22 protein-coding genes and 1 pseudogene are annotated in these 23,927 nt (G+C 71.3%); 13 read left to right on the forward strand and 10 right to left on the reverse strand.

Annotation, left to right across the window (positions count from 1 at the left end; genetic code table 11):
* Positions 1-3: 3 nt before the first annotated feature.
* Positions 4-966, reverse strand: a complete 963-nt coding sequence (locus B446_RS02520) for an alpha/beta hydrolase family protein (RefSeq protein WP_043474583.1) — start codon at positions 964-966, stop codon at positions 4-6.
* A 168-nt stretch (positions 967-1,134) separates the two neighbouring features.
* On the opposite strand from B446_RS02520, the gene B446_RS02525 reads away from it, so the two are divergent.
* Entirely contained in the window at positions 1,135-1,731 is a 597-nt protein-coding gene (locus tag B446_RS02525) for a TetR/AcrR family transcriptional regulator (RefSeq protein WP_020937829.1), read from the forward strand.
* Between the two features lie 373 nt (positions 1,732-2,104).
* Here B446_RS02525 and B446_RS02530 read toward each other — a convergent pair whose 3' ends face one another.
* Positions 2,105-3,247, reverse strand: a complete 1,143-nt coding sequence (locus tag B446_RS02530) for an ROK family transcriptional regulator (RefSeq protein WP_020937830.1) — start codon at positions 3,245-3,247, stop codon at positions 2,105-2,107.
* A gap of 88 nt (positions 3,248-3,335) precedes the next feature.
* Here B446_RS02530 and B446_RS02535 point away from each other — a divergent pair, with 88 nt between their 5' ends.
* Positions 3,336-4,634, forward strand: coding sequence for a DUF1479 domain-containing protein (locus B446_RS02535; RefSeq protein ID WP_020937831.1), 1,299 nt, complete (start codon positions 3,336-3,338; stop codon positions 4,632-4,634).
* Between the two features lie 130 nt (positions 4,635-4,764).
* Here the strand turns inward: B446_RS02535 and B446_RS02540 are convergent, their stop codons facing one another.
* Positions 4,765-5,667 carry a helix-turn-helix transcriptional regulator gene (locus B446_RS02540; RefSeq protein ID WP_020937832.1) on the reverse strand — a complete coding sequence of 301 codons (903 nt, stop codon included), beginning with the start codon at positions 5,665-5,667 and terminating at the stop codon, positions 4,765-4,767.
* 153 nt (positions 5,668-5,820) lie between these two features.
* Between B446_RS02540 and B446_RS02545 the strand changes: the two genes are divergently transcribed.
* The 3 genes from B446_RS02545 to B446_RS02555 all read left to right on the forward strand — a co-directional run bounded on the left by B446_RS02545 (position 5,821) and on the right by B446_RS02555 (position 8,061).
* Positions 5,821-7,215: an MFS transporter gene (locus tag B446_RS02545; protein ID WP_020937833.1), complete on the forward strand. Its 1,395-nt coding sequence runs from the start codon at positions 5,821-5,823 to the stop codon at positions 7,213-7,215.
* 88 nt (positions 7,216-7,303) lie between these two features.
* Positions 7,304-7,630, forward strand: coding sequence for a carboxymuconolactone decarboxylase family protein (locus B446_RS02550; protein WP_020937834.1), 327 nt, complete (start codon positions 7,304-7,306; stop codon positions 7,628-7,630).
* A gap of 32 nt (positions 7,631-7,662) precedes the next feature.
* A complete protein-coding gene (locus B446_RS02555; RefSeq protein WP_020937835.1) occupies positions 7,663-8,061 on the forward strand; it encodes a cupin domain-containing protein in 399 nt (132 codons plus the stop codon).
* A 435-nt stretch (positions 8,062-8,496) separates the two neighbouring features.
* On the opposite strand, the gene B446_RS02560 is transcribed toward B446_RS02555, so the two are convergent.
* Positions 8,497-9,585, reverse strand: a complete 1,089-nt coding sequence (locus B446_RS02560) for an ANTAR domain-containing protein (protein WP_020937836.1) — start codon at positions 9,583-9,585, stop codon at positions 8,497-8,499.
* A 284-nt stretch (positions 9,586-9,869) separates the two neighbouring features.
* Here B446_RS02560 and B446_RS02565 point away from each other — a divergent pair, with 284 nt between their 5' ends.
* The gene (locus B446_RS02565; RefSeq protein ID WP_020937837.1) at positions 9,870-10,193 is read left to right on the forward strand and encodes an STAS domain-containing protein; all 324 of its coding nucleotides are present in this window, start codon (positions 9,870-9,872) and stop codon (positions 10,191-10,193) included.
* A gap of 252 nt (positions 10,194-10,445) precedes the next feature.
* Here the strand turns inward: B446_RS02565 and B446_RS02570 are convergent, their stop codons facing one another.
* On the reverse strand, positions 10,446-10,973 hold the full coding sequence (locus B446_RS02570) for a winged helix-turn-helix transcriptional regulator (RefSeq protein WP_020937838.1): 528 nt from the start codon (positions 10,971-10,973) through the stop codon (positions 10,446-10,448).
* 102 nt (positions 10,974-11,075) lie between these two features.
* On the opposite strand from B446_RS02570, the gene B446_RS02575 reads away from it, so the two are divergent.
* From B446_RS02575 to B446_RS02600, 6 genes and pseudogenes are all read left to right on the forward strand, one after another.
* Complete coding sequence (locus B446_RS02575; RefSeq protein WP_043474587.1) at positions 11,076-11,876, forward strand: crotonase/enoyl-CoA hydratase family protein; 801 nt, start codon at positions 11,076-11,078, stop codon at positions 11,874-11,876.
* A 33-nt stretch (positions 11,877-11,909) separates the two neighbouring features.
* Positions 11,910-13,139 carry an acyl-CoA dehydrogenase family protein gene (locus B446_RS02580; RefSeq protein WP_020937840.1) on the forward strand — a complete coding sequence of 410 codons (1,230 nt, stop codon included), beginning with the start codon at positions 11,910-11,912 and terminating at the stop codon, positions 13,137-13,139.
* Positions 13,140-13,256: 117 nt separating this feature from the next.
* Positions 13,257-14,033: an SDR family oxidoreductase gene (locus tag B446_RS02585; RefSeq protein WP_020937841.1), complete on the forward strand. Its 777-nt coding sequence runs from the start codon at positions 13,257-13,259 to the stop codon at positions 14,031-14,033.
* 36 nt (positions 14,034-14,069) lie between these two features.
* A pseudogene (locus B446_RS02590) lies at positions 14,070-14,312 on the forward strand (Tn3 family transposase); the annotation flags it as partial.
* Between the two features lie 397 nt (positions 14,313-14,709).
* Positions 14,710-15,282, forward strand: a complete 573-nt coding sequence (locus B446_RS02595; protein ID WP_020937843.1) for a hypothetical protein — start codon at positions 14,710-14,712, stop codon at positions 15,280-15,282.
* 311 nt (positions 15,283-15,593) lie between these two features.
* Positions 15,594-16,157, forward strand: a complete 564-nt coding sequence (locus tag B446_RS02600; RefSeq protein ID WP_043477375.1) for a CGNR zinc finger domain-containing protein — start codon at positions 15,594-15,596, stop codon at positions 16,155-16,157.
* A gap of 85 nt (positions 16,158-16,242) precedes the next feature.
* Here the strand turns inward: B446_RS02600 and B446_RS02605 are convergent, their stop codons facing one another.
* Both B446_RS02605 and B446_RS02610 read right to left on the reverse strand, forming a co-directional pair.
* Positions 16,243-16,536, reverse strand: a complete 294-nt coding sequence (locus B446_RS02605; RefSeq protein WP_020937845.1) for a muconolactone Delta-isomerase family protein — start codon at positions 16,534-16,536, stop codon at positions 16,243-16,245.
* A gap of 65 nt (positions 16,537-16,601) precedes the next feature.
* Positions 16,602-16,814, reverse strand: coding sequence for a hypothetical protein (locus B446_RS02610; RefSeq protein WP_020937846.1), 213 nt, complete (start codon positions 16,812-16,814; stop codon positions 16,602-16,604).
* Positions 16,815-17,059: 245 nt separating this feature from the next.
* Here B446_RS02610 and B446_RS02615 point away from each other — a divergent pair, with 245 nt between their 5' ends.
* The gene (locus B446_RS02615; RefSeq protein ID WP_020937847.1) at positions 17,060-18,745 is read left to right on the forward strand and encodes a SpoIIE family protein phosphatase; all 1,686 of its coding nucleotides are present in this window, start codon (positions 17,060-17,062) and stop codon (positions 18,743-18,745) included.
* A 112-nt stretch (positions 18,746-18,857) separates the two neighbouring features.
* Here B446_RS02615 and B446_RS02620 read toward each other — a convergent pair whose 3' ends face one another.
* From B446_RS02620 to B446_RS02630, 3 genes are read right to left on the reverse strand one after another with little or no spacing between them, the layout of a single operon-like run.
* Positions 18,858-21,605 carry a bifunctional YncE family protein/alkaline phosphatase family protein gene (locus B446_RS02620; RefSeq protein WP_020937848.1) on the reverse strand — a complete coding sequence of 916 codons (2,748 nt, stop codon included), beginning with the start codon at positions 21,603-21,605 and terminating at the stop codon, positions 18,858-18,860.
* A gap of 4 nt (positions 21,606-21,609) precedes the next feature.
* Positions 21,610-22,965, reverse strand: a complete 1,356-nt coding sequence (locus tag B446_RS02625) for an ABC transporter permease (RefSeq protein ID WP_020937849.1) — start codon at positions 22,963-22,965, stop codon at positions 21,610-21,612.
* On the reverse strand, positions 22,962-23,903 hold the full coding sequence (locus B446_RS02630; protein ID WP_020937850.1) for an ABC transporter ATP-binding protein: 942 nt from the start codon (positions 23,901-23,903) through the stop codon (positions 22,962-22,964). The genes B446_RS02625 and B446_RS02630 overlap by 4 nt, the downstream gene beginning before the upstream one ends.
* Between the last annotated feature and the right edge of the window lie 24 nt (positions 23,904-23,927).

The raw sequence follows: 23,927 nt of genomic DNA on the forward strand, positions 1-23,927 counted from the left end.
TGCCTACTTGAATTCCACCCGTCCGGCCGGGGCGGCCCCGGTCGTCAGCGCCTCGCAGGCCGCCTGCCAGGCGTGGTCGTCGGGCTGGAACTGGGTGTGCAGGTAGGCCGAGGTGAGGCGCGCGAGGGCGGCGACCCGCTCGGGGCTCTCGTCGGTGGTCTCGGCGGCGTCGTATCCGGAGATGCCGCCGAGCAGGTGCCCGGCGCCGAAGAGGGTGAGCAGGGTCTTGGGTGCGGGGGCGAGGCGGTAGGGGTCGGTGTGCCAGTCGGGGCCGACGTCGGTGAAGTGCTTGGAGTCGTCCTGGTCGCCGGCGACGACCAGGGTGGGCGTGGCCATCGTGGAGAAGTCGGTGGTGTGGAAGAACGGCACCATCTCGGCCATCGGTCCGTTGAGGATGTCGCCGCCCCTGCCAGGTGCGGCCAGCAGCACACCCACCTTGATCCGGGGCTCGAGCAGGTTCACTTCCTCCCCGGTGTCGGGGTCGGCGCTGCGGGCGCCCAGCAGGAGGCTGGCGGTGTGGCCGCCGAGGGAGTGCCCTGCGACCGCGATCTTGTCGTGGTCGATGCGCCCTGCGAGCTGCGGCACGGTCTTCTCGATCTCGTCGAGCCGGTCGAGGATGTGGCTCATGTCCTCGGCACGGGAGCGCCAGAAGACGGGGGCTCCGGGGGTGTCGGCGAGCTGACGACTCAGTGTGCGGGAGCTGAGGTGGGTGGGCTGGATGACGACGAACCCGGCTGCCGCCCAGAGATTGGCGATGGGCGCGTACCCGTTGAGCGAGGACAGGTTGTTGGAGCCGCCGTGGCCGTGGGAGAGCAGGATGACGGGCAGGCCGGTCCCGGTGGCGGGCGCGGAGACACGGACCTGGAGGTCCACGGGCCGTCCAGGCACGGACAGGACCACCGGGCTGTACGACAGGACGGGAGCGGGCGAGCCGAAGGCGGCGGCGGATCCGGTTGATGCAGTCATGATGAGCGGTCTCCTTATGGAACCTGCACCGTTGCCGGCACCAAGCCCGGGCGGTGGCAGGCGAGTGGTCAGACGTGTCTGACCTCAGCTATCCTGAAACGGAACGTTGCTCCATTTATTATTCGGAGCGATGTTCCGCTTTGTCAACGGTGATGGAAAGGAAGCCTCGTGTCCGCCGAGAGCCCCACCGGGAAGCCGTCGGCCCGAACCAAGCGGGCCGACGCGGTACGCAACCAGCAGACGCTGCTCAGCGCCGCCGCCAAGGTCTTCGTCACCTCGGGTGTCGACGCGCCGATCCGCCAGATCGCGGCCGAAGCGGGCGTCGGGATGGGCACGATCTACCGCCACTTCCCGACCCGGGCGGATCTGGTCACCGCCGTCTACCGTCACCAGATCGAGGCATGCGCCGAGGCAGGCCCAAGCCTGCTGGCCGGCGCCGACTCTCCATTCGAGGCGCTGCGCCAGTGGATCGACCTCTTCGTCGACTTCCTGGTCACCAAGCACGGACTCGCCGACGCCCTGCAGTCGGACAGCAGCCGCTTCGCCGCGCTGCACACCTACTTCCTCGACCGCCTGGAACCCGTGTGCGCGCAGCTGCTCGACGCCGCGGTCGACGCCGGCGACATCCAGGCCGGCACGCAGCCCGTCGAGCTGATGCGCGGCATCGGCAACCTGTGCATCGGACGCGACAGCGACCCGCGCTACGACCCCCGCCGATTGATCGAACTGCTCCTCCAGGGACTCCGGCAACCCCGGCCTGCCTGACGGAACGAACCGGTGAACCCCGGGAGGGCAACGCTCTCACAAGCAGGCCGGTGGGCGCGCGAGGGCTGCGAGCCCCCGTTGGCACGCCGCCTGTGCCTTGCTTCCGACCCCCCCGGGCCCTTCGTCGCGCTCGTGACGGTGGAGGCCGGGGACGGCGCTTCCGCTGGTGTCACGCCCAGCCGGGTGGCTGGCTTGCGCTGCTGCCTGGCGCCGTTGGCCGGGCTGAACAGGGTCCCGCGCCGACGTAGCTGCGCGAGCAGCGTTCCGTCCATGTCGGTGACGATCAGCCGGATGTCGTCGGGCAGGCTGGGGCGGTCGGCGTGGAGGGTGTGGGTGCGCTTCCTCGAGTCGGTGGTCGGAGCGTCTCGGGCGGTCACTGCTGCAGGGCGGGATGGGCGGACCGGACGATGAGAGTGCGCAGTTCCTCCACCGCTTTAGTGCGGGCGCCGTCCAGATCAGGTGACGTGAGGATGGCGGCGGTGACAGGCACGGGTCGCGGACTCCGGCCGAAGTCCTCGGCCACGGCGGTGGTGATGCCCGCTCGGGTGCCCCATTCCCCACCGATGACGATCATGCTGGGGTCGGTCAGAGCGACCGCTGCGGTCAGGACGCCGCCGATCGCCCGGGCCAGCACGGCACGCAGACTCTTTGCCTGCTCGTCCGCTGCGGCCAGTCGGGAGACGAGAGCGTCGGTGTCGATGGCGGTCGAGTCCGGGTGACGCAGGTCAAGTGCCGCGAAGACCTCGGTGAACCGCATGGCGGCGCCGCCGGGGCCCACGGTGTACAGGTGAGCGATCTCGCCGGCCAGGCCGTGGTGGCCGCGGCGCACCTGGCCGTCGCTGACGACGGCGCAGCCCAGGCCACGGCCGAGATGGAGGTAGACGAAATCGTCGACACCGGCTGCGCACCCATGGTCGCGCTCGGCGCTTGCCGCCCAGTTGACGTCATTGTCGACCAGCACAGGTCCTCTGACATGGGCGGCCAGGACGGAAGGCGGATCGAGATCACCGACCAGGAAAGGTGCGTCGGGCAAGTGGACAAGCCGGCCGGTGGCACGGTCGACGGGATCGGCGGCACTCACCACCGCGGTACGCAAAGGCCCCGAAGCGCTGCCGCTGATGCCGGCGGCGGCTTCCGCGAGAGCTGAGGCGACACGGTCGGGTCCGTCTCGGCGTTCGAGCGCGCTGTGCACCTGCTGCAGAACCGTGCCGTGGACGTCGACGGCCTCGGCGGTCACGCCGTGCGGGGTGATGCCGGCCACCAGCGCGGCGCCGGTGTCCGGAGCGAGGGCGTAGTACGCGCCGACGCGGCCCCGCCCGGCAGTGCGGTCCCCGGTGTCAGCGACGAGCCCGGCGTCGACCAGACGCTGGACGCTGTCGGAGATCGTCGGTTTGGAAATCCCGGTGTGCGCGGCGATCTCCGCCCGTGTCAGCTGCGGGTGAGTCATCAGGATGCGCAGCACGTTCTCGTCGGTCAGACTGCGCAGCATTTCCAGCGAGGGCTTCGGCGGTGCCATGCGCACATTCTAGTAAGGACTCTTGCCTAAAGGTGGGTGGGGCTCTAGCGTAGTTCTAGTAAGGAGTCCTCACTAAAGGAGCCGAGTGATGACGCTCGCCACTGAACCGCAGCACACCCTTCCGCCTCTGCCGCACTGGGAGGAGACCCCGGAGGATCTCGGGGCCGCCATCCGCGCGATCAAGCCCGCTCTGCGGGCCCGGATCGAGGCCTCGGGCCGTACCGTCGCGGAGGTCTTCGCCGCCGCCGAGCGCCGCGTCGAAGAGCGCATCCAGGAAATCGAGGCGGACCGCACCCGCGGTGAGGAGGTCTGGCCTGTCATCGACTACGACGTGATCCGGGCCGGCGCGGTCAGGCCCGCGGAGCTCGCCAAGCTCGCTCGACGCGGCTGCCTGGTCGTACGCGGCCACTTCCCCCGAGAGCAGGCCCTGGCCTGGGACGCCGACATCGTCGACTACGTCGAGCGCAACGACTTCTTCGAGAAGTACACCGGCCCCGGGGACGACTTCTTCGGCAGCGTCGGATCAAAACCGGAGATCTACCCCGTCTACTGGTCCACGGCCCAGATGCAGGCCCGCCAATCAGAGCGGATGTCCACGGTCCAGACATTCCTGAACTCGCTGTGGCGCCACACCTCGAAGGATGGAACCCAGTGGTTCGACCCGGACCGTGACGCGCTCTACCCCGACCGGATCCGCCGCCGCCCCCCGGGCGCCGACTCCGCGGGCCTCGGGACCCACTGCGACCCCGGCACGCTCGACCTGTGGATGACCGAGGACTACCAGAAGGCCTTCCGGCACGTCTTCGACGGCACCGTGGAGTCCTACGACCCGTGGGACGCCGCCCACCGCACCACCGGCGCGCAGTACCCCGGCTCGACCATGTGCTCCGCCTTCCGCACCTTCCAGGGCTGGACCGCCCTGTCCGACATGAACGCAGACCAGGGCGTGCTCCACACCGTCCCGATCCCCGAAATCATGGCCTACCTCCTGCTACGCCCTCTGCTCCCCGACGTGCCCGAGGACTCGATGTGCGGCGTGCGCACCAACCAGGTCTTCCCCGTCACCAAGAGGTGGCACCCGGCGCTGTACCGGGCCCTCAGTCCCATCCCCGACGTCAAGGCCGGAGACTCGGTGTGGTGGCACTGCGACATGATCCACAGCGTGGCACCCGTGGAGAACCAGAAAGGCTGGGGCAACGTCATGTACATCCCCGCCGCTCCCTGGTGCGCCCGTAACGAGCGGTATGCCGCGCAGGTCCGCGAGGCGTTCATGAGCGGTTCCAGCCCCAGCGACTTTCCCGCCGAGGACTACGAGCGCACATGGCCCGACCGCTTCCCGCCCGACGCCCTCAACGACATCGGACGCCGCGGCCTGGATCTCAGCTGACTGCCTTTCGACGCCGGGTGGTGCCGTCTCTGCACGGCCCTACAAGCCTGCAGGCGGCCCCGGGCAGGGCCTGCGCCCCTTCCGTGACCCGGACGCGATCGAAGACGCTGACGCGGAGTGACGGGCGGCGTCATCGTGGTGGGCCGCTGTCGGCTGCCGGGTTCGGTGTCTCGGACCGGGCCTTGGGGTGTGGGTGGGAAAGCCGCAGGAATGCGGTGGCGTGGGGCGCGGTGGGGGCGAGGGTGTAGGTGACGATGGTGAGGCCGGGGTCTGCGGGGACTTCGAGGGCGTCGTAGTCGAGGTCGAGTTCGCCGGCGTCGGGATGGTGGAAGCGCTGCTGGCCGGAGCGGTAGTAGTCGACGTCGTGGTCGTCCCAGCGCTGGGCGAACTCGGCGCTGCAGGTGGTGAGTTCGTCGATGAGGTCGGCGAGGTCGGTGTCGTTGGGGGTGCGGGCGGCTTCGGTGCGCAGGCTGCCGACGGCGTCGTGGGCGATGCCCTCCCAGTCGCGGTAGAAGCGTCGGGCTCGGGGGTCGCGGAAGACGAAGCGGGCCAGGTTGGGGGGCTGCTCGTCACTGTCGAGGGCCTCTGTGTACAGGGCGCGGGCGAGAGTGTTGGTGGCGAGGATGTCCAGGTGGGCGTTGCGGACGAAGGCGGCTGCCCCGGTCATGGCGTCGAGGATCTGTTGGAGGCTGGGCCGTACGTGGCTGGAGCCGCCGTCGCGGTCCGGTAGGCGGTGGGGGTTGTTGGCGGCGCGGACGAGTGCGGCCAGGTGGGCGCGTTCGACGTCGTCCAGGCGCAGGGCGCGGGCGAGGGCGTCGAGGATGTCTTCGGAGACGCCTCCGACGTTGCCGCGTTCGATGCGGGTGTAGTACTCGACGCTGATGGCGGCGAGCTGGGCGACCTCTGAGCGCCGCAGACCCGATACTTGCCGCCGCCCGCCGAAGTCGCGCAGCCCGGCGTCCCTGGGGGTGATGCGGGCGCGGCGGCTGGTGAGGAAGGTGCGGATGTCCTCGCGGACGGTGTCGGCTGGCACGGCTCCAGCGTAGGCCGGTGCCGCGTGCGGGGGTCCCTGCCAGTACCCCTCCCAGCAAGGACTCCCAGGTCAGAGCCGGTGCGTGGTTCTGTGGATGTGTTGGCCGGACCGTCTGGCCCGGCGCGTTTCATTCACTGGAGAGGATCAGCCGACATGACCGTCACCGCTTCCTCGCGTCGCTCACGGGAGGTGGGTACGGCTGACGGCGGCCGGCACGCCACGGCGACGCTGGCCGCCGCCGTGCTGGGGTTTTTCGTGATCACTCTGGACGCGACGATCGTGAACGTGGCCTTGCCCTCGATCCGTGACGCGCTGGGCGGCGGGATCACCGGCCTGCAGTGGGTGGTCGACGGCTACACGCTGATGTTCGCCGCCCTGCTGCTGTCCGCGGGCGCCCTGTCGGACCGGATCGGTGCGCGCAAGGCGTTCGCCGGCGGACTGGCACTGTTCGTCCTCGCCTCGCTGGCGTGCGGGCTGGCCCCGTCGCTGCCGGTCCTCATCGCCGCCCGGGTGGTGCAGGGCATCGGCGCGGCTGTGACCATGCCGACCTCGATGGCGCTGGTCCGGCACGCCTTCCCCGACCCGGCCCGCCGGGCCCGCGCGGTGGGGGTGTGGGCGATGGGCGGCGCCGTGGCCGCCGCCGCGGGACCGGTGCTCGGCGGTGTGCTGAGCCTGGCCTCCTGGCGGATGATCTTCTTCATCAACTTGCCGGTCGGCCTGCTCACCCTGGCCCTGCTCGCCCGCAGCCCGCAGTCCCCGACGCGTCCGGCACCGTTCGACTGGGTCGGGCAGATCACCGGCATCCTCGCCATGGGCGGGCTCACCTTCGGCGCGATCGAGGCCGGCGAGGCCGGATTCACCGCCCCGAAGGTGCTGATCTCAGTCGGTATCGCAGTCGCGGCGTTGGCCGCGTTCGTACTGACGCAGGCCAAGGTGGCGCACCCGATGGTGCCGCTGTCGCTGTTCCGCTCCAGCATGGTGGTGATCGCCACCGGGATCGGCTTCGCGTTCATGGTCGGCTTCTACGGACTGCCGTTCGTCTTCAGCCTCGACTTCCAGCAGCAGCACCACCTGTCCGCCCTCGGTGCCGGCATCGCGTTCCTGCCGATGATGCTGCTCAGCGCCTGCCTGACCCCCTTCTCCGCACGGATCGCGGAGCGCACCGGCCCCCGCGTGCCGGTCATCGCCGGGCTGGTGCTGATCGCGGCCGGATCGATCGCCCTGGCCGTACTGCCGGCCTCGGCACCGGTGTGGACCAGCGCCCTGCTGCTGATCCCCGTCGGGCTGGCCGGGCCGCTGGTGATGCCCCCGACCACCGCGGTGCTGCTGGAGCACGTACCGGCCCAGCATACCGGCACCGCCAGCGGGGTGTTCAACACCAGCCGCCAGATCGGCGGCGCCCTTGCCGTGGCCGTCTTCGGCGCACTGATCTCCGGCACGGCCGGCTTCCAGCACGGCCTGCGCATCAGCCTCATCCTGGCCGCCGTCGTCGCGCTGGCCGCGGCGCTGGCCGCCACCCGCATGGCCGCCGCCCAAAATCGCGCCTGACCCAAGCCACGCCGACCGCGGGGCGATCCGGCACCACCCCTAGCTCACCGCCCCGCCGCCAAGGGGCCCGACGACAGGGATCTCACCCATGTCCGGCAACACCGAACGCGCCTCGGGCGCGGCGAAGATGTTCGGCGCCTTCGCCCCACGACTGGTGCACTTCACCGACGACGTCCTGTTCGGCGAGGTGTGGGAGCGCCCCGGCCTCGACCCGCGCGACCGCTCGCTGATCACCGTGGCGAGCCTGGTCACAGGCGGCAGCACCGAGCAGCTGCGCCATCACCTGGGGCGCGCCAAGGACAACGGCGTCACCGAGGCCCAGCTGATCGAGGCCATCACCCACCTCGCCTTCTACACCGGCTGGCCGCGCGCCATGTCCGCCATGGCCGTCGCCAAGGACCTCTTCACCAGCTGACCCACCCCCTGCCTCGCTCAAGGAGCCACCTGATGGAACTGCGTACGCGTCCCGCGACTGTGAAGCTGCCCGAGAAGATGTTCACCGGCGACGCCTGGGCCGACGTGATCCACCGCGGCGAGGAGCCGTCCCGGACGCGGGCGAACGCGGTGCACTTCGCTCCCGGTGCCCGCACCGCCTGGCACTCCTACGGCATCGGCCAGACCCTCTACATCGTCGAGGGCATCGCCCTGATCCAGTCCCGCGGCGGCAAGATCCTCGAAGCCCACCCGGGCCAGGTGATCTGGACCCCGCCGGGTGAGGAGCACTGGCACGGTGCCGCCCCCGACCACTTCATGACCCACATCGCCCTGTGGGAAGGCGACGACGTCGACTGGCTCGACCACGTCACCGACGCCGAATACGCCGGCCCCCGCACCCGCGAACTCTGATCCCCTCCCCAACGACAGCATGATCAGTTCCATCGGGGACCTCGGCACAGACACGGATCCTAAGCAGCGTGCCCGGCGCCTCGCCGATTTGGCCCGCCGGCCGACCGGGTGGGGAAGCCTCGGGGCGGGCTTCGTGAGGGACGCCAAGCGCTCTGGAGAGCACGGGCCGCTCGCTCTGCAGTGGCCGCCCGGTTCAACTGGCGCAAAGCGGAGCCGGCCGGAGGGCACACCGGTGACGGCGCGGCACAGGTGATTCGGGGACTATCGGCGGCGCCTCCCGGCGGTGAGTAGGTTCCGTCGCATCCTGCACGTCCCCGGGGCTCACATTCGAGGGCGTTGCACGCTGCGGGCCCGTCATCTCCTCCTCCGGGCCCGCAGGAGAGCGGGGATTCGCCTGCTTGGTCGGCGCGTGCCGCTACCACTTCCTGCTCGTCTTCAGCGGTCAGGTACCGCGCCCGGTATCAGCTGCTGGTGCGGGGCGTGGGTGTGGAGGTGTTCGAGGGCGTCGAGGATGACGGTGCGCCGGTACCAGGAGCGCCAGGTGGCGATGTCGGCGGCGAGGGTTTCCAGCGCTGTGTGCTGGGCGTTGGTCATCCACAGTCCGTGCTCGCGCCGGTGGAGGGTGATCACGGCGAGGGTGTCGCCGTGGACGGTGACGGCGGGTTGGGCGTGCAGGGCGCGAGTGCCGGCGGCGAGCGCGGCGCGTCCTGGCGGGCTGTCGGCGAAGGCGGGCTCGGTGGCGATGTCGGCGACGGTGACGGCTTGGGCGCGGTCACGGGCTCGAGCGCACAGGGCGGGTGGTGCGGTGACCAGGGCGATGGTGTCGAGGTAGGCGGGTGTGAGGGCGGCGTGGTCTTCGAGGACGAGGGCGTGGTCCTGGGCGGGGTCGGTCAGGTGGAGTTCGACGGCGTCGGCGTCGGCGTCGGTGAGGGTGAGGGCGTCGTTGACAGCGGTGTGCAGGACCTGACGCCGGTCGCGGGTGTCGAGCCCGCCTGTGCTCAGCAGGCCCAGGGTGGGTGGGGGCGTGTGGCGGCGGCCGGGGAACCAGTCACCGCCCGGCGTCGGTGGCGGTGGGGCGGTCAGGACGGCGGAGGCCAGGACCCGCAGGGGCACGTTGAGGTGCTGGGACGCTTCCCGCAGCAGGTCGAAGCCCTGGGTGGGGCTGTTCAGCCGGTAGCGCTCGTACAGCACCCCTTGGGCCGTGCCGATCTGGGCGTGGGTGCGTGCTTTGGCGCGCAGACCGAACACCTCGCTTCGCAGTTCTTCCGTGCTGGCGCCTACCGCCGGCGGCCCGGTTTGCGTTTCGGGCCGCAGGTCGGGCGGGCCGGCGGTGGTGGGGAGGCCGGCGAGGGCGGCGGCGAGGGTGGGGTACAGGCGCAGGCCGGGCGTGGTGGCGAGGGCCTGGCGTACGTGCGGGGCCGTGGTGACGACGGCGACGGGCTCGGCCAGGTGCCGGGTGTGGGCGTCGAGAAGACGCAGGGCTGCCGTACTGATCAGCTCCAGGCCGGCCATCTCGCCATGCATGCTGCAGGTACGCAAAGTGATCGTTTCGGCCCTCCCGGCGGAGAAAGGCCCGGGTGGCCCTGTGAACGTCCTTACACGCAGGGGCCTCGCGGTACGGCGAGCGGGTGTGCGACGGTGGGAGGACAACGAGACCGACCGGCCCCTCTCGGGGCGCTGGTCTTTCGGGGGAGTCGGGCGTTGCCCCCATCCCGGGCACCCGGCCCCCGCCATCGTCGTGCACCCCTTCTGTTCGCGGGGTGCTTCGTCTGTGGGCTCGACAACCCCGGAAGGGGGGCGCGCCCAGCATGAACACCATCACCACCCTCAACGGGACGACCGCGACCATCACGGTGCGCGGTGACATCGACTTCGACACCCTGCCCCCGCTCCGCGCCGCGACCGACGTGCTCCCTGCGCATGTGACCGGCCTGCTGTGGGACCTGAACCACACGCTCTTCATGGACATCGCCGGCCTGCACCTCCTCTTCGCCCCCACCCCTCCCGACCGCCCGGACCGCCGCGTCACCGTCACGGGCCTGCGCCCGCAGCCGCTGCGGCTGCTGCGCCTGGCCGCGGAGACGAACCCGGCCGCTTTCCCTCTCGACCGCCTGCTCTGCGGGTCCAGGTAAACCCAGCGGGCCCCGGGAGGACGTGCATGGTGCAAGCCTCCCTCGGAGCCCCCACGGCTCGGCGTCCCTTGGCTCTCGGTGGAGACCAGGGCCCGGTCACGTGCGGTGGAAGTGCTTGCACGCCCGCACCCCGCGTTCCTGCCCGTCGGGCCGCGCAGCCGGGCCTTCTGTCCGGGCCGCATCGCGGCAGCAAGAGCAGCGGCTGGCTCTTCCTGGCCGGCCGGGACTGTTCCTGCTTCGACTGAGCGCGGTTCAGGTGTTGGTGACGTGTTCGGGGTGCCTGTCCGTGGTGAAGCGCGTCTGTACGTCGGGCCTGTCGAGGAGCCGGGCCGGGTAGCCGGGTCCGGTCCGCACCGCTACGTCTTGGTGGTGAAGGGTTTCACCGCAGGAAGCGCAGACCACTTTGGCCTGGGTGTCGTGGCCGCAGGCGGTGTGCTGCATGACCACGGGGATGCCGTCGTCATCGGCCAGCCACCGGTCGCCCCATGCGTTGATCGCGGCGAGCACGCCGAAGAAGTCGCGGCCCTTGTCGGTGAGCAGGTACTCATGGCGGACCGGCTCGCTCTGGTAGGCCTGCCTCTGCAGCAGCCCCGCTTCCTCCAGGCGGCGGAGCCGGTCGGTGAGGGTGTTGCGCGCGATGCCGAGCGAGTCGATGAAGCCGTCGAAGCGCGACTCGCCGTAGAAGACCTCGCGCAGGATCAGCAGTGTCCAGCCGTCGCCCAGGACGTCGACGGCGCGGGCGATCGAGCAGGGCCAGCTGTCGAATGAGGTCCGTCTCATATCAGTGACCTTATCAGTTTCATCATGAGATTCACTTGCCCTCGGCAACCTGGTCCGGCTAGCGTCCCGTGAGTCTCATCATGCAACTTACGAGGAGGGCCTATGAGCTCCGCGCCTACGAGCACCCCTGCGGTCACCGTTGAACGGGACGGTCATGTGCTGCTGATGGGCTTGAACCGGCCCGCCAAACGCAACGCCTTCACCAAGCAGATGCTCAGCGAGCTGTCGGCCGCCTACGGCCTGCTGGAGTCCGATGACGACCTGTGGTGCGGGGTCCTGTTCGCTCACGGCGACCACTTCACCGGCGGTCTGGACATGCTCGACGTGGGCGCCGAGCTGGCGTTGGGCGAGTTCGACGCCCCCGAGGGCGGGCGCGACCCGTGGCGGCTGGACGGACCGTGGTCCAAGCCCGTCGTCGCGGCCGCACAGGGCTGGGTGATGACGCTCGGCATCGAGCTGCTCCTGGCCGCCGACATTCGTGTGGCCGCCCAGGACACCCGCTTCGCACAGTACGAGATCCGCCGCGGGATCTACCCCTTCGGCGGGGCCACCTTCCGCTTCCCCCAGCAGGCCGGATGGGGCAACGCCATGCGCTGGATCCTGACCGGCGAGGAGTTCGACGCCGCGGAGGCCCACCGCGTCGGGCTGGTGCAGGAACTGGCCGCCGACGGGCCGGCCGCCGTCGTGCGCGCCACCGAGATCGCCACGCTCATCGCTGAGAAGTCCGCTCCCCTGGGGGTGCGCACCGTCTTCGCCTCCGCCCACCAGGCCCGTGAGCACGGCGAGAGCGCCGCGATCGAGCGGCTGCGCCCGGACATCGCACGGCTGTTCTCGACCGCCGACGGCGCCGAGGGAATCCAGTCCTTCATCGAGCGCCGCGACGCCGTCTTCACCGGCCGCTGACCAGCCCGCCCCACCCCTTCCAGGAGACCCGCCGTGACCAGCACAAAGACGCCGCCGTCCCTGTTCGGCCTGCCGCCCGAGATCGACGAGGCCCGCCAGTGGGCCCACGGCTTCGCCGAGAAGTACGTGCGCCCCGTCGCCGCCGAGTACGACGAGCGCGAGGAGATGCCCTGGGCGGTCATCGAGGAAGCCGCCAAGGTCGGCCTGTACACCCCCGAGTTCGCACTGCAGATGATCGCCGACCCCACCGGGCTGTTGCAGCCCGTGGTCGCCGAGGAGATCTTCTGGGGCGACGGCGGCATGGGCCAGGCCCTGCTGGGCACCTTCCTGCCCGCCGCGGCCCTGTTCGGCGCCGCCACCAAAGAGCAGATCGACACCTGGCTGCCTGCGTTCTTCGGCACCCCCGGCGACCTGGCCGTCGCCGCCCTGTGCGCCAGCGAGCCCAACGCCGGCAGCGACGCCGCGGCCATCCGCACCCACGCCCGCTACGACCAAGCCACCAAGGAATGGGTGCTCAACGGCACCAAGACCTGGGCCACCAACGGCGGCATCGCGAGCATCCACGTCGTCAACGCCGTCACCGACCCCGCCCTCGGTGCCCGCGGCCACGCCCTGTTCCTCATCCCGCCCGGCACCCGTGGTCTCAGCCAGGGACAGAAGTTCTCCAAGCACGGCCTGCGGGCCTCCCACACCGCCGAGGTCGTCCTCGACGACGTGCGCATTCCCGCCGACCTGGTTCTTGGCGGCAAGGACGCGCTCGACCAGCGTCTGGCCATCGCCCGGGAAGGCACCCGTGTCCGGGTTCCCGCGGCCATGGCCACCTTCGAACTGACCCGGCCCGGCATCGGCGCCATGGCCGTCGGCGTTGCCCGCGCCGCCTACGAGTACGCCCTGGAGTACGCCGGCATCCGCGAGCAGTTCGGCCGGCCGATCATCGACAACCAGGCCATCGCCTTCACCCTGGCCGACATGGCGATGGAGATCGACGCCGCCCGCCTCCTGGTCTGGCGCGCCAGCCACATGATGATGCGCGGCAAGCCCTTCACGCGTGCCGAGGGCAGTATGGCCAAGCTCAAGGCCAGCGAGGTCGCCGTCCGCACCACCGAACGCGCGATCCAGATCCTCGGCGGCAACGGCTACACCCGTGACTACCCGGTCGAGCGCTGGGCCCGGGACGCGAAGATCTTCACCATCTACGAAGGCACCAGCGAGATCCAGCGCCTGGCCATCAGCCGCGCCCTGTCCGGCCGCCGCATCCGCTGACGGCCCGTTACACCCGCTGGGCGCGGCACATCACGCGCCCGACACCTCTTCCACCCGGGCAGTGAGGCCGATGTCCTCTGCCCGGCCCGTCCGACCCCTATCTGTGCGGAGCACCCCATGAGCACCCCCACCCCCTTGCCGGCCGGCAAGGTTGCCGTCGTCACCGGCGGCGGCCGCGGCATCGGCAAGATGATCACCCGAGGACTCCTCGAAGCAGGCGCCACGGTGTATGTCTCCAGCCGCAAGGAAGCAGACCTGAAGTCGACCGTGGAGGAGCTGAGCCCGCTCGGCGACATCCACGCGGTGCCGGCCGACCTCGCCACTGCCCACGGTGTGCAGACCCTGGCCTCCTACGTCGGCGAACGCGAGAGCCGGGTGCACGCCCTGTTCAACAACGCCGGCGCCACCTGGGGCGCGTCTTTGGAGGAGTTTCCCGAGTCGGCGTGGGACCGGGTGCTGTCGGTGAACGTCAAGGGTGTCTTCGCTCTCACCCAGGCCCTGCTGCCGCTGCTGAAAGCGGCCTCGACGCCCGACGATCCAGCCCGGGTCGTCAACACCGGCAGCATCGACGGCCTGCGCGCCCCCGCCCCGGGCTTCAACAACTTCTCCTACAGCGCCAGCAAGGCCGCCGTGCACATGCTCACTCAGCAGCTGGCCGGAGCCCTCGCCCCCGAGATCCTCGTCAACGCCGTCGCCCCCGGCCTGTTCGAATCGAAGATGACGGCCGGCATTCTCAGCATAGGCGCGGACACCATAGCCGGACAGATCCCCCTCAAGCGCATCGGACGTCCCGCCGACATGGCAGGCATCGCCGTCTTCCTCATGAGCCCCGCCAGCAGCTACATCACCGGAGCCGTGATCCCCGTCGACGGCGGAATCAACGCCACCCGCTGATGACCCTGGCGCCGCATGGCGTCGGGTGGCAGACCCGTGGTCGGGGCTGGCGTGTTGAACACCCGCTACCTGGACGCCGCCCTCGACCGGCTGTGCGCCGACCGCTTCGACGTGCGCGAGCAGGACGCCGCCCGGCTCTCCCCGTTCGTCCGGCACCACGTCAACATGCTCGGCCGGTACTCGTTCCTGCTGCCCGAGATGCCCGGCGGCCTGCGGCCGCTGCGCGGTTCTCGCTCATGCGGACGAACGCACGTCTCCCGCTCGCGTCAGCCCTGTTGAGGCTCCGGTGCCGGCAGGACCGTGTACGGACTCCGCCGTGTGACATCAGTGTCTTCAATCACAGCCTGGGTGACCGCCGGTCAGGTACAGGTGAAGCGCGTGCCCCCGGCAAGGCAGGGCACGGCTGGGCCGCCGGGTGGCAGGGGTGACAGCGCGACCACACGCGCGCCACCGCGTGTCGCTCGGCTCCGACTGGCGTAGCGCAGGGCGAGAGGGTATGCCTACCAGGAGAGTTGATCCGGTGAAAGGTGGGGAATTGGCCCCGGTCATGAGGCGGCGGCCTTACGTTTCGACGGGGTTGCGGCAGCCGCAGGGCCCGGACGCGCGTCGGTCACGGCGACAGCGGCCCCCGTCCGAGACGCGTGCCCAGGGGCGGTACGGGCCCGGACTGCGGGACGTGCTGCCCGCCTTCCTCGGTCTGAGCCTGTGCGTGGTCGGCGCCGCGCTGCTGCTCGCGTGGTTCCACCGCACCCTCGGCTTCGGCGGACTCGCGCTCGGCGTCCTCCTGCTCACGGTGGTCGGTGCCGTCGTCCGGGTGCTGCGGCGGCCCGTCGTCCGGCGGCGGAGCGGTCGCTACACCCCGGCCGAGATCGCGGTACTCGACGACCGGGCGCTGAAGCTGGCGACCGCGCGCATCCTGCGGCGTGACGGCTGGCACGTGACCGACGTCAGCATGCGCGACCGGCCGCGACTGTACGCCCGGGACGCTCAGGGGCGCCGTCTGGACGTCACCTTCCGGCCGGTGGAGACCCCGGCCGAGGAACGGAACGCCCCGGCACCCACCCTGCGGTGGGCGGCGGTCCGTGACGACACCGCGAGTGTCATCCGGGTCGTGGTCCACCCCGCCGGCATCCTCAGCCCCGCGGACCTTCGCCGGGCCTCGCACCCGGGCGGCGTCCAGCTCGTCGACGGCCGTCGGCTGCGCCGCTGGGCGAACGGCGCCACGCTGGAGCAGCTCGGTCTGCTGTAGGACCCGGCGTGGTGGCGCCATGCGACCGACCGGCAGGGGCGCGGTCACCCGCAGCGCGCCCTCACTTGAGCAGTCGCAGCGGCGGAGCCGGCTACCGGGACCGGTTCACCGGCGCGTACGCCCACCGCACCCTGGCCGGCATCGGGCACAACGTGCCGCAGGAGGCGCCTTCCGCCTGCGCACAGGCGGTCGTCGACGTGGACCACTTCGAGGCCGCTCCGGCACCGGGCACCACGGTCAGCCGCACCCGCCTGCCGCGTCCCTCCGTGCCGGCGCTGGCACCCGCGCGAGTAACCTGCCAGACTGGTGACGTGAACCACGAGCACGCCTTCGTCTGCGGGAACCCGGCCCTCGACTTCGCCGCGACCTTGCGCGCGCGGCGTACGGCGCGCTTCGAGATGTTCACGACGCCGGACCGGCTCGACGCCTGGTTCGTCGAATCCGGGCTCGTCGACAGCGTCGTACCCGGCGACGAGGCAGACGTGGAACGGGCGAAGGCGGTGCGGGAGGCGATCTACCGACTCGTCACGGCCCGCCGGGACGAGCGGGACTACGACGAGCCCGCGCTCGGCCTGGTGAACGACGCGGCACGCAGACCCCCGGCGACTCCGCAGCTGACCCGGGACGGACGCCGGACCGAGGCGACCGTGGAACAGGCGCTCTCCATGGTCGCCAGACTCGCCGTCGAGCTGCTCAGCGGTCCGGACGTGCCCTTGCTGAAGGAGTGCGGGAACCCCGAGTGCACCCGCGTCTACGTCGACCGCTCCCGGGGCACGCGCCGCCAGTGGTGCGGCATGGAGTCCTGCGGCAACAAGTTCAAGGCCGCCGCGTACCGCGCACGGAAGAAGGGCGCTTCGGCGGCGGCCCGCCACTGAGCGGCGGATCTCGCCTGCGCCGTGCGGCCGGACGGCGCAGCGGCCGTCGGCGCGTCACCGTACGGCGGCCGCGGCCGCCGGCGGGTCAGTCCGTGCGGCCGGGGTCGTTGGGGTGTGACTGCAGCGGCGTGACCACCGCGGTCATCCAGGGCCACAGGGGCAGGCTCGCGAGGACCTGCTCGCGCAACTGCGCCTCGTCGTCGGCACGCCACACCCCGATGCTGCGCAGCTCCCCCACCGGACGCCAGAGCCGGAACAGGTGCCCCTGGGCGGCGAGTTCGCGGGCTCTCGCCGACTCGTCCGCGCGGCGCCTGTCGACCTCCCCCGGGTCGGTGCCCGCGGGCACGGTGGTGGTCAGCTCGACCAGGTACTCCTTCATGTCTCCTCCTCGGACGACCTGAGAGGCCGGTGGTGGCCGACGGTGGCCGGCCCGCGCCGCGACCGCTAGAGGCCCAGGTCGAGGGCCAGGCAGGAGAAGTGGTTCCAGGAGGCTTCGGGGTCGTGGGAGCCGACCGCCGAGGCGCTCGGCGCGGCCTGCTTCTCCTCGGTCATCTCGTGGAAGCGGATGCGCTCCGGCAGCCTGCCGAACCGGGCGTGCCGCGTTGCCGCCTCCGCCGCTAGCGCCTCCGTCGTGCCGGACGCGGGCTCGTTCTCCATGGTGACTCTCCCTTCGCCCTCATCTCTCGGGGTGAGCCCGCCTACGGGGCTCGGCGGTCATCAGCCTGCGCCTCACGCGCGTCACCTGTCAAGGGGGTGACGCCAGAGGTGGACCGCCACGCACCCCGGGCTTCGCGGCCGTCGAGACGGGGAACCCGGGAAGGGGCGGCACAGGCGGGACCGAGGCAGCTCCGAGGTGCGCCGAAGCGGCCGGAGTCGTCTCCGGGATGGACGGGAGACAGCCGATGACGGGCTCGAACGATGCAGGGGAAGCACTCGCCAGAGTCATCGGCGCCCTCGGCGCCGGTGCGCTCCTGGCGGATGAGCGGGGTCTCATCGTCGCCGTCAACGCGCAGGGCGAGCGGCTCGTGGGCCGCCCCGCGTCGGACCTGGTCGGCCGGGACGCCCACGACCTGCTGCACCGCACCAGTGGCGGTCAGGCCGTGCCGAGGGACCAGTGCCGGATGCGGCGGAGCGTCCTCGGCGGGCGCACGGAGCAGGGCACGGAGGAGTGGCTGCGGCGCGCCGACGGCACGCTGCTGCCGGTGGCGTGGCTCGCCACCCCCTACGATCCGGGGGTCAGCGCACCGGCCACGCTCGTCCTCTTCCACCCCACGACCGGGCGGCCCGGCGAGCAGCGGCAGGGCGGCGGACGGCTCACGGAGCTGGAACGGCTCGCCCTGCTCGCCCAGACGACCACCCTGCTCACCTCCACCCTCGACATCGACGAGGCGCTGCGCCGGCTGATCACCCTCGTCGTGCCCCGCATCGCCGACTGGGCCGTCATCGACCTGCTCAGCGAACGGGACGAGGTGTCGCGCTTCGCCGTCGCTCATGCCGAAGGGGGCTCCGTGGCGTTCCGGGAGGATCTCCAGGGGCCCATGCCGCCCGTGCCGCAGGCGTCACCGATGCCCCTGTCCCGTGCGCTGCGCGGGGTCGCGTCCTCGCTCGCGGGCCCGGAGACCTATCAGGGCGCGCCGGACTCCGGCATCGCGGTGGAACAGCGGCGCCTGTTCGAGGCGACCGGCATGCACGCCGCCGTCGTGGTCCCCCTCCGCAGCCTGCACGACGTGCTGGGTGCCCTCACCCTCGGCCGTGCCGACCAGCCCGAGCGGTTCACCGCGGCCGACATCGCCCTGCTGGAGGACATCGCCCGACGGGCGAGCCTGGCGCTGGAGAACGCCCGCCTCTACCAGCGCCAGCGCAAGGTCGCCGAGACCATGCAGCGCCATCTGCTGCCGAAGCTCCCGCGCACCCCGGGCCGCAGCATGACCGCCCGGTACCTGCCGGCGCCGGACGCGTCGGAGGTCGGGGGCGACTGGTACGACGCGTTCACCCTGCTGGACGGCGCCACCGCGCTGGCCATCGGTGACGTCGTCGGCCATGACCTGGACGCGGCGGCCGGGATGGCCCAGCTGCGCAACATGCTGCGGGCGTACGCGCTGTCCCAGCAGAGACCGCCGAGCAAGATCGTGGAGTGGCTCGACCATGCGACGCTGGACGTCGCGGAGGTCTCCATGGCCACGCTGGTCTTCGCGCGCATGAGCGAGGACGGCGCCGGGCGGTGCGAGCTGTCCTGGACCAACGCGGGCCATCCCCCGCCGCTGCTGGTCACCAAGGACGGTGCGGCCCGCTATCTGACCGACGGGCACGGGATCCTGCTGGGTGTCACACCCGAGCAGGTCCGTCCCGACGCGACGGCGGAACTGCCGCCGGGGGCGACCCTGCTCCTCTACACCGACGGCCTGATCGAGTCCCCGGGCCGCGTCCTGGACGAGGGCCTGGAGCGGCTGCGACGTCATGCCGCGTCCCTGGCCCATCGCCCGCTGGAGTCCTTCACGGACGAGCTGCTGGCGCGGGCGCGGCCGCGGGACAACGACGACGACGTGGCGCTGCTGGCGGTCCGGTACGAGCCCGACGCCTTCGTCTGATGCACGGGCGGGCACCGCGCCCCGCGGCGGAATCCGCACGGAGGCCCCCTGGCCGGCGGTGCGGCCGGCCAGGGGACGTCGAGACCATCAGGCGCTCAAGCGGTCGGATGCGTCAGCCGTCGGACTCCGACGACGGGATGTAGGCGCCGGGCACGTCGTTCGGCGCGTAGATCCTGCTCTCGCCGGGGTACGGCTTGGCCCAGTTGTGCGTCTGGTACCACGTGAGGTGGTTCAGCTGCGCGGGGTTGGCGTAGTCGGGTACGGCATGCGGTCCGGTGAGCCGCTGCTTGGACTTCCAGGTGTCCCACGTCGCGGCGAGCCGCCGCTTGTCCGCGGGGACCTTGGACGACGGGACGGGCGCCGCCTTGGGGTCCTGCGCGGCGGGGGTGTCCACGCCGCAGGCGGGCGGGGTCTTCAGGCCGTCGGTCAGCGAGGTGCGGTTGGACAGCGCCGTGAACGGCGTGAGGTCGGGCTTGCGGGTGAAGGCGCCGGCCATCGGGCTGGCCGCGCTGTCCTTCTGGTTCATCGGGTGGATCCCGAGGATCTGCTCGATGGTGCGGATCACCGTGATCTGCGAGTAGTAGTGGCTGTCGACGGTGCCGTGCTGGGCCCAGGGGCTGATGATCTGGATCGGCGCGCGGTGGCCGTCGACGTGGTCGAGGCCGGCCTGGGAGTCGTCCTCGACGACGAAGATCGCCGAGTCCTTCCAGTACGTGCTGTGCGAGATCTCGTCGACCATCCGGCCGACCGCGAGGTCGTTGTCCGCCACCTGGGCCGCCGGGCTCGCCGGACCACCGGTGTGGTCGTTGGAGAGCCAGAACATGTTCAGGTTCGCCGGGCCGTTCTTCTCGAAGTCCTGCTTCCAGATCTCGTACTTGTAGACGTCCGGGACGCTCGTGTCGAACATCGGGAAGCCGGGCACGGACACGTCGTTGAGCGACGGGATCGCCGATCCCGTCTTGATCGGGTAGGCGGTGCTCTGCCCGGTGGCGGCCATGTTCCTGGCATCGCAGTACAGGTTCTGCCAGGACGCGTCGGCCGGCTTGCTCTCGATCGACTGGAACTCGCCGAAGTCCCGGACCGTCTTGTCCGCGGCCTGCGCGCCGGTCCACAGGAAGCCGGACCTCTGGTGGCCGAGCGCGTCGTCCTCGGTGTCGTAGCTGCGGGCGTACTCACCGGCCGAGGACTCGGTGTACTCCGGGTCGTCGGCCTGCATCAGCCAGTTGTGGCCCTCGGCCGAGTTCGTGCCGATGTCGTAGGTGTTGTCGTACAGCCCGAACTGCTCGGCCAGGGCGTGCTGGTTCGGCGTCACGTTCTCGCCGAACTGGGTCACCGAGGGGTCGCCGTTGCCCTTCGGGATGTCACCGAAGACCTGGTCGTAGGTGCGGTTCTCCTTGACGATCAGGAAGACGTGCTTGATCGTCGAGGGATCGCCGAGCCGCTGCGGGACGGGGACGGGCCTGGCATGGCCCTTGCCTTTGGCGGCCTTGACCGAGCCGGGGGCCCAGCCGTTCTGCCTGAAGACCTTGGCCGTCCGGGACCTGATGACGCTGTCGTCCGGCAGCGTGAAGCGCTGGAGGCTCGACGTGGTGTCGTGGGTGCCGTGTCCGGCACTGGTGGTGGGGCGGCGGGCGTCGATGCCGCGGGTGTTGGAGACCAGCACCTGGTCGCCGACGGTGGTGATCTCGGCGGGGAAGTAGTCCGTCGGAAGCAGTCCGACGTAACTGACCGGCTCCTGGGGGCCCTTGTAGCGGTAGACGGCGACGGCGTCGGCCCGGCCGAGCGTCACCAGCAGGCGGCCGTCGTCGGTGAGCGTCACGGCGTCGGGTTCGTAGCCGACCGACGCCTCCGGCCACGGCCGGGTGTCGATGGTCTGGACGACCTTGTCCTTGCCGGTGTCGATGACGGACACGTCGTTGGTGGCGGTGTTGGTGACGAACAGCGCCCTGCCCTTGGCGTACAGGGCCGTGGGGTGCAGGCCGACGTCGATGCTCGACGGGGTGGCCTCGGGGTTCGCCAGGTCGATGACGCTGACCGTGCCTGTGGTGGTGGCACCGGTCTTCGGGTTCGCGGGGACCTGGGTGCCGTACGAGTTCATGGTGGTGTCGCCCGGCCGCGCCGGACGGCCGCCCTCGTTGCTGACGTAGAGCTTGTCGCCGACCTGGACCATGTCGCGCGGGGCGTTGCCGACCGCCCAGCTCTGCTTGACGGTGCCGGTCGCCGCGTCGAGGGCGACCACGCGATTCTGGCCGTTGACGGCCGCGTACACGGTGGAGCCGTCGGCGGAGAAGACCGCCTCCCCGACCAGGGCGTGCTTCGTCCCGTCCGCCGGGATCCTGATCGTCTTCGGGTCGGTGACGGTGCCGTCCGGGTTCACCGTGAACCGGGTGTAGCCGTCGGTCTGGCCGAGCCAGAGCTGCGTGCCGTCGGGCGAGTACGTGGGGCCCTCCTGGCCCACGCTGTTGCTGCTCAGGCGCGGCACCGACGAGGCGGCGGTGCCGACGACCTGCTGCACCTTCCAGCCGTGCACGTCGACGATGGCCAGCGCGCTCCCGCCGTCGGTGAGGGCGGCCGCGAGGTGGGTGCCGTCCGGGCTGACGGAGGACGACATGATCTTGCCGTTGTCGATGACGAGGCGGTCGCCGTAGGGGGCGATGTACTGGTCGCTGGAGATGACCTGGCCCCGGTCGGTGGTCTGACCGACCTGGTCGGTGCCGAACTGGTGGGTCTGGGCGTAGCCGACGCCGGCGGTGACGGCGAGGACGACCGCGGTCGCGGCTGCCGTGAGGGTGCTCCGACGACCGGTTCGTCTGCCGAGAAGGCTCGTCTCGGCGGTCCGGCGGTTGCGGGTTACCTGCATGGAGTCATTCCTTCGAGGCGCGGAGAAGCTCGACGTTCCCGTCGAACTGCCAAAGGGGGTTCGGTGCGTCGCCGCTCGGGGTGCGCACCAGGAAGTAGCCGTTCACTTCCTTCGGTCCATCGCCGTCGGCCATGAACCGCCCGTCCGGGGTGACGTCGAGTTGGTAGACGGCCGTGCCCGCGGCCTCGACGCCGGGGAGGTGCCAGGAGACGACACAGCGCCAGTCGTTGCCCGCTCCTTCGGCGGCGACCCTGATGCTGCCCTTGTCGCAGGTGGCCGTGGCCCCGATCTGGGCTTCGGTGACGTGGGGGCGGTGGAGCTGCTCGGTCTGCATGCGGTAGAGGTGGGCGAAGGCCGTGGCGAGCGAGCGCTGCACTTTGGCCTGTTCGATCCCGGAGCCCGTGGCCCCCGTCGTCGCGGCGACGACGGCGACGGTCACGGCGACCAGACCGGCGAGCGGCAGGACGCCGGCGACGACGGCGCGCCGTCCCGAACCGTCGTAGCCGGCGCCGGTGAAGTCGCGCCGTACGAACAGCACATAGGCCGCCGCGGTCGCGACCACCGCCCACACCAGGCTCACCGCGACGCCGATGAGGAGCGGGCCGAGCTGGACCGGGCTGGTGAACAGGCCGTTCCAGGCGATGAAGGCGTAGCCGGGCAGGGCGAGTCGTACGCCGGCGGGCAGCGGCAGCATCTGGGCGAGCTGCATCGCGAGCGCGACGACCGCGGGTACCAGCAGTCCCATCGGGGAGCGCCCCAGGGTGACCGACCCGAGCAGTCCGATCGCGGCGAGCGCCAGGGTGGGAGCGAGTGCGCAGAGCCAGGCGAGCAGGACCTTGGCAGCGGCGTCCCCGGGGGCCAGCAGGTGGCCGTCGAGGCCGACCAGCGGCTGGTTGCCGACCGCCAGGAGCCCGCCGGCGGCACTGGAGCAGGCGAGCCCGGCGACGAGCAGGAGGAGAACGGTGAGGCTGGCCAGCGCCTTGGCCGCGAAGATCCGCGCGGGCGACCGGACCACCACGAGCAGGTGGCGCCAGGTGCCGAGCCGGTCCTCGGAGGCGAACACGTCGCCGGCGACCACCGAGGTGAGCAGCGGCAGTGCCCAGGTGCCGGCGAAGCCGAGGGTCACCAGCGGTCCGGCCCAGCCGGTGGCGTGCATCCAGCGGCCGAAGAGGGTGTCGACGGGCAGCGTGCTCTGTCCGCCGACCGCGGCGACGAAGAGTCCCGGCGTGAGCCAGCAGGCGAGGACGAGCAGGCGGATCCGCCACTGCGCGACCAGCTTGAACATCTCGAAGCGGTAGCCGCGGGCGACCGAGACGGGGCGGGCGGTGGCAACGTTGCCGTCGGCGACGGTCGCGGTCATCGGCCGGACTCCTGTGGCTCGGTGAGGGCGAGGAACGCGGCTTCCAGCGGCGAGACCACGGGGGCGAGTTCGCGCAGTGCGACGCCCGCGCCCACGAGCCGCGCCACGAACTCGTCCAGGGCGGGCACCAGGGCGCGCAGGATCAGCGCGTCGGCGTCGTGCCGTGCCCCGGCGTCGTCGACGATCCGGATCCCGGGGGCCTCGGCGGCCAGCCGACGGGCGGTGTGCGGGTCCGGGGTGAGCAGCCGGTAGTCGAGTTCGCGGTGCTCCGCGGCCAGTTTGCCGAGCGGGCCGGAGAAGACGACCCGTCCGGTGGCGAGGATGGTGACGTCGGAGCACAACGCCTGGAGGTCGTCCATGCGGTGGCTGGAGAGCACGACGCCGGTGCCGTCCGCGGCGAGCCGGGTGAGGACTCCGTGCACGTGTCGTTTTCCGGCCGGGTCGAGGCCGTTGGACGGCTCGTCCAGCACGAGCAGCCGGGGCCTGGTGAGCAGGGCCGCGGCGAGCCCGAGGCGCTGGCGCATGCCGAGGGAGAAGCCACGGGCCTGGTCGTCGGCGACGTCGGTGAGCCCGACCTGGTCGAGCACGTCGTCGACGCCGGCCGTCCTGGCGTCGCGGCCGCGCAGCGCGGCCAGGGCGGTGAGGTTCTGCCGGGCGGTGAGCGAGGGGTAGAGACCGGGACCGTCCACGAAGCCGGCGACGCCGTCGGGAGCGGTGAGCGCGCGCCGGACCGGCGTGCCCAGGATCTCGAGGCTGCCGCCGTCGGCGACGGACAGGCCGAGCAGGAGGCCGAGCAGGGTCGTCTTGCCGGCTCCGTTCGGTCCGACCAGGCCGTGGATCTGACCCCGCGCCACATCCAGGTCGACGCCGTCGAGTGCGACGACGTCGCCGAAACACTTGGTGATCCCACGAGCCCGGGCCGCAAGGAGTGAGTCCATGAGTCCCTTCTTCCGCAACCTTCA

Source organism: Streptomyces collinus Tu 365 (assembly GCF_000444875.1).
GTDB classification, from domain to species: Bacteria; Actinomycetota; Actinomycetes; order Streptomycetales; family Streptomycetaceae; genus Streptomyces; species Streptomyces collinus_A.

Excerpts from the sequence above, each read along its gene's own strand:
- B446_RS02520 (WP_043474583.1), bottom strand. The coding sequence starts at position 966 with ATGACTGCATCAACCGGATCCGCCGCCGCCTTCGGCTCGCCCGCTCCC.
- B446_RS02530 (WP_020937830.1), bottom strand. The coding sequence starts at position 3,247 with ATGGCACCGCCGAAGCCCTCGCTGGAAATGCTGCGCAGTCTGACCGAC.
- B446_RS02535 (WP_020937831.1), top strand. The coding sequence starts at position 3,336 with ATGACGCTCGCCACTGAACCGCAGCACACCCTTCCGCCTCTGCCGCAC.
- B446_RS02545 (WP_020937833.1), top strand. The coding sequence starts at position 5,821 with ATGACCGTCACCGCTTCCTCGCGTCGCTCACGGGAGGTGGGTACGGCT.
- B446_RS02550 (WP_020937834.1), top strand. The coding sequence starts at position 7,304 with ATGTCCGGCAACACCGAACGCGCCTCGGGCGCGGCGAAGATGTTCGGC.
- B446_RS02555 (WP_020937835.1), top strand. The coding sequence starts at position 7,663 with ATGGAACTGCGTACGCGTCCCGCGACTGTGAAGCTGCCCGAGAAGATG.
- B446_RS02560 (WP_020937836.1), bottom strand. The coding sequence starts at position 9,585 with ATGCATGGCGAGATGGCCGGCCTGGAGCTGATCAGTACGGCAGCCCTG.
- B446_RS02565 (WP_020937837.1), top strand. The coding sequence starts at position 9,870 with ATGAACACCATCACCACCCTCAACGGGACGACCGCGACCATCACGGTG.
- B446_RS02570 (WP_020937838.1), bottom strand. The coding sequence starts at position 10,973 with ATGAGACGGACCTCATTCGACAGCTGGCCCTGCTCGATCGCCCGCGCC.
- B446_RS02575 (WP_043474587.1), top strand. The coding sequence starts at position 11,076 with ATGAGCTCCGCGCCTACGAGCACCCCTGCGGTCACCGTTGAACGGGAC.
- B446_RS02585 (WP_020937841.1), top strand. The coding sequence starts at position 13,257 with ATGAGCACCCCCACCCCCTTGCCGGCCGGCAAGGTTGCCGTCGTCACC.
- B446_RS02605 (WP_020937845.1), bottom strand. The coding sequence starts at position 16,536 with ATGAAGGAGTACCTGGTCGAGCTGACCACCACCGTGCCCGCGGGCACC.
- B446_RS02610 (WP_020937846.1), bottom strand. The coding sequence starts at position 16,814 with ATGGAGAACGAGCCCGCGTCCGGCACGACGGAGGCGCTAGCGGCGGAG.
- B446_RS02615 (WP_020937847.1), top strand. The coding sequence starts at position 17,060 with ATGACGGGCTCGAACGATGCAGGGGAAGCACTCGCCAGAGTCATCGGC.
- B446_RS02620 (WP_020937848.1), bottom strand. The coding sequence starts at position 21,605 with ATGCAGGTAACCCGCAACCGCCGGACCGCCGAGACGAGCCTTCTCGGC.
- B446_RS02625 (WP_020937849.1), bottom strand. The coding sequence starts at position 22,965 with ATGACCGCGACCGTCGCCGACGGCAACGTTGCCACCGCCCGCCCCGTC.
- B446_RS02630 (WP_020937850.1), bottom strand. The coding sequence starts at position 23,903 with ATGGACTCACTCCTTGCGGCCCGGGCTCGTGGGATCACCAAGTGTTTC.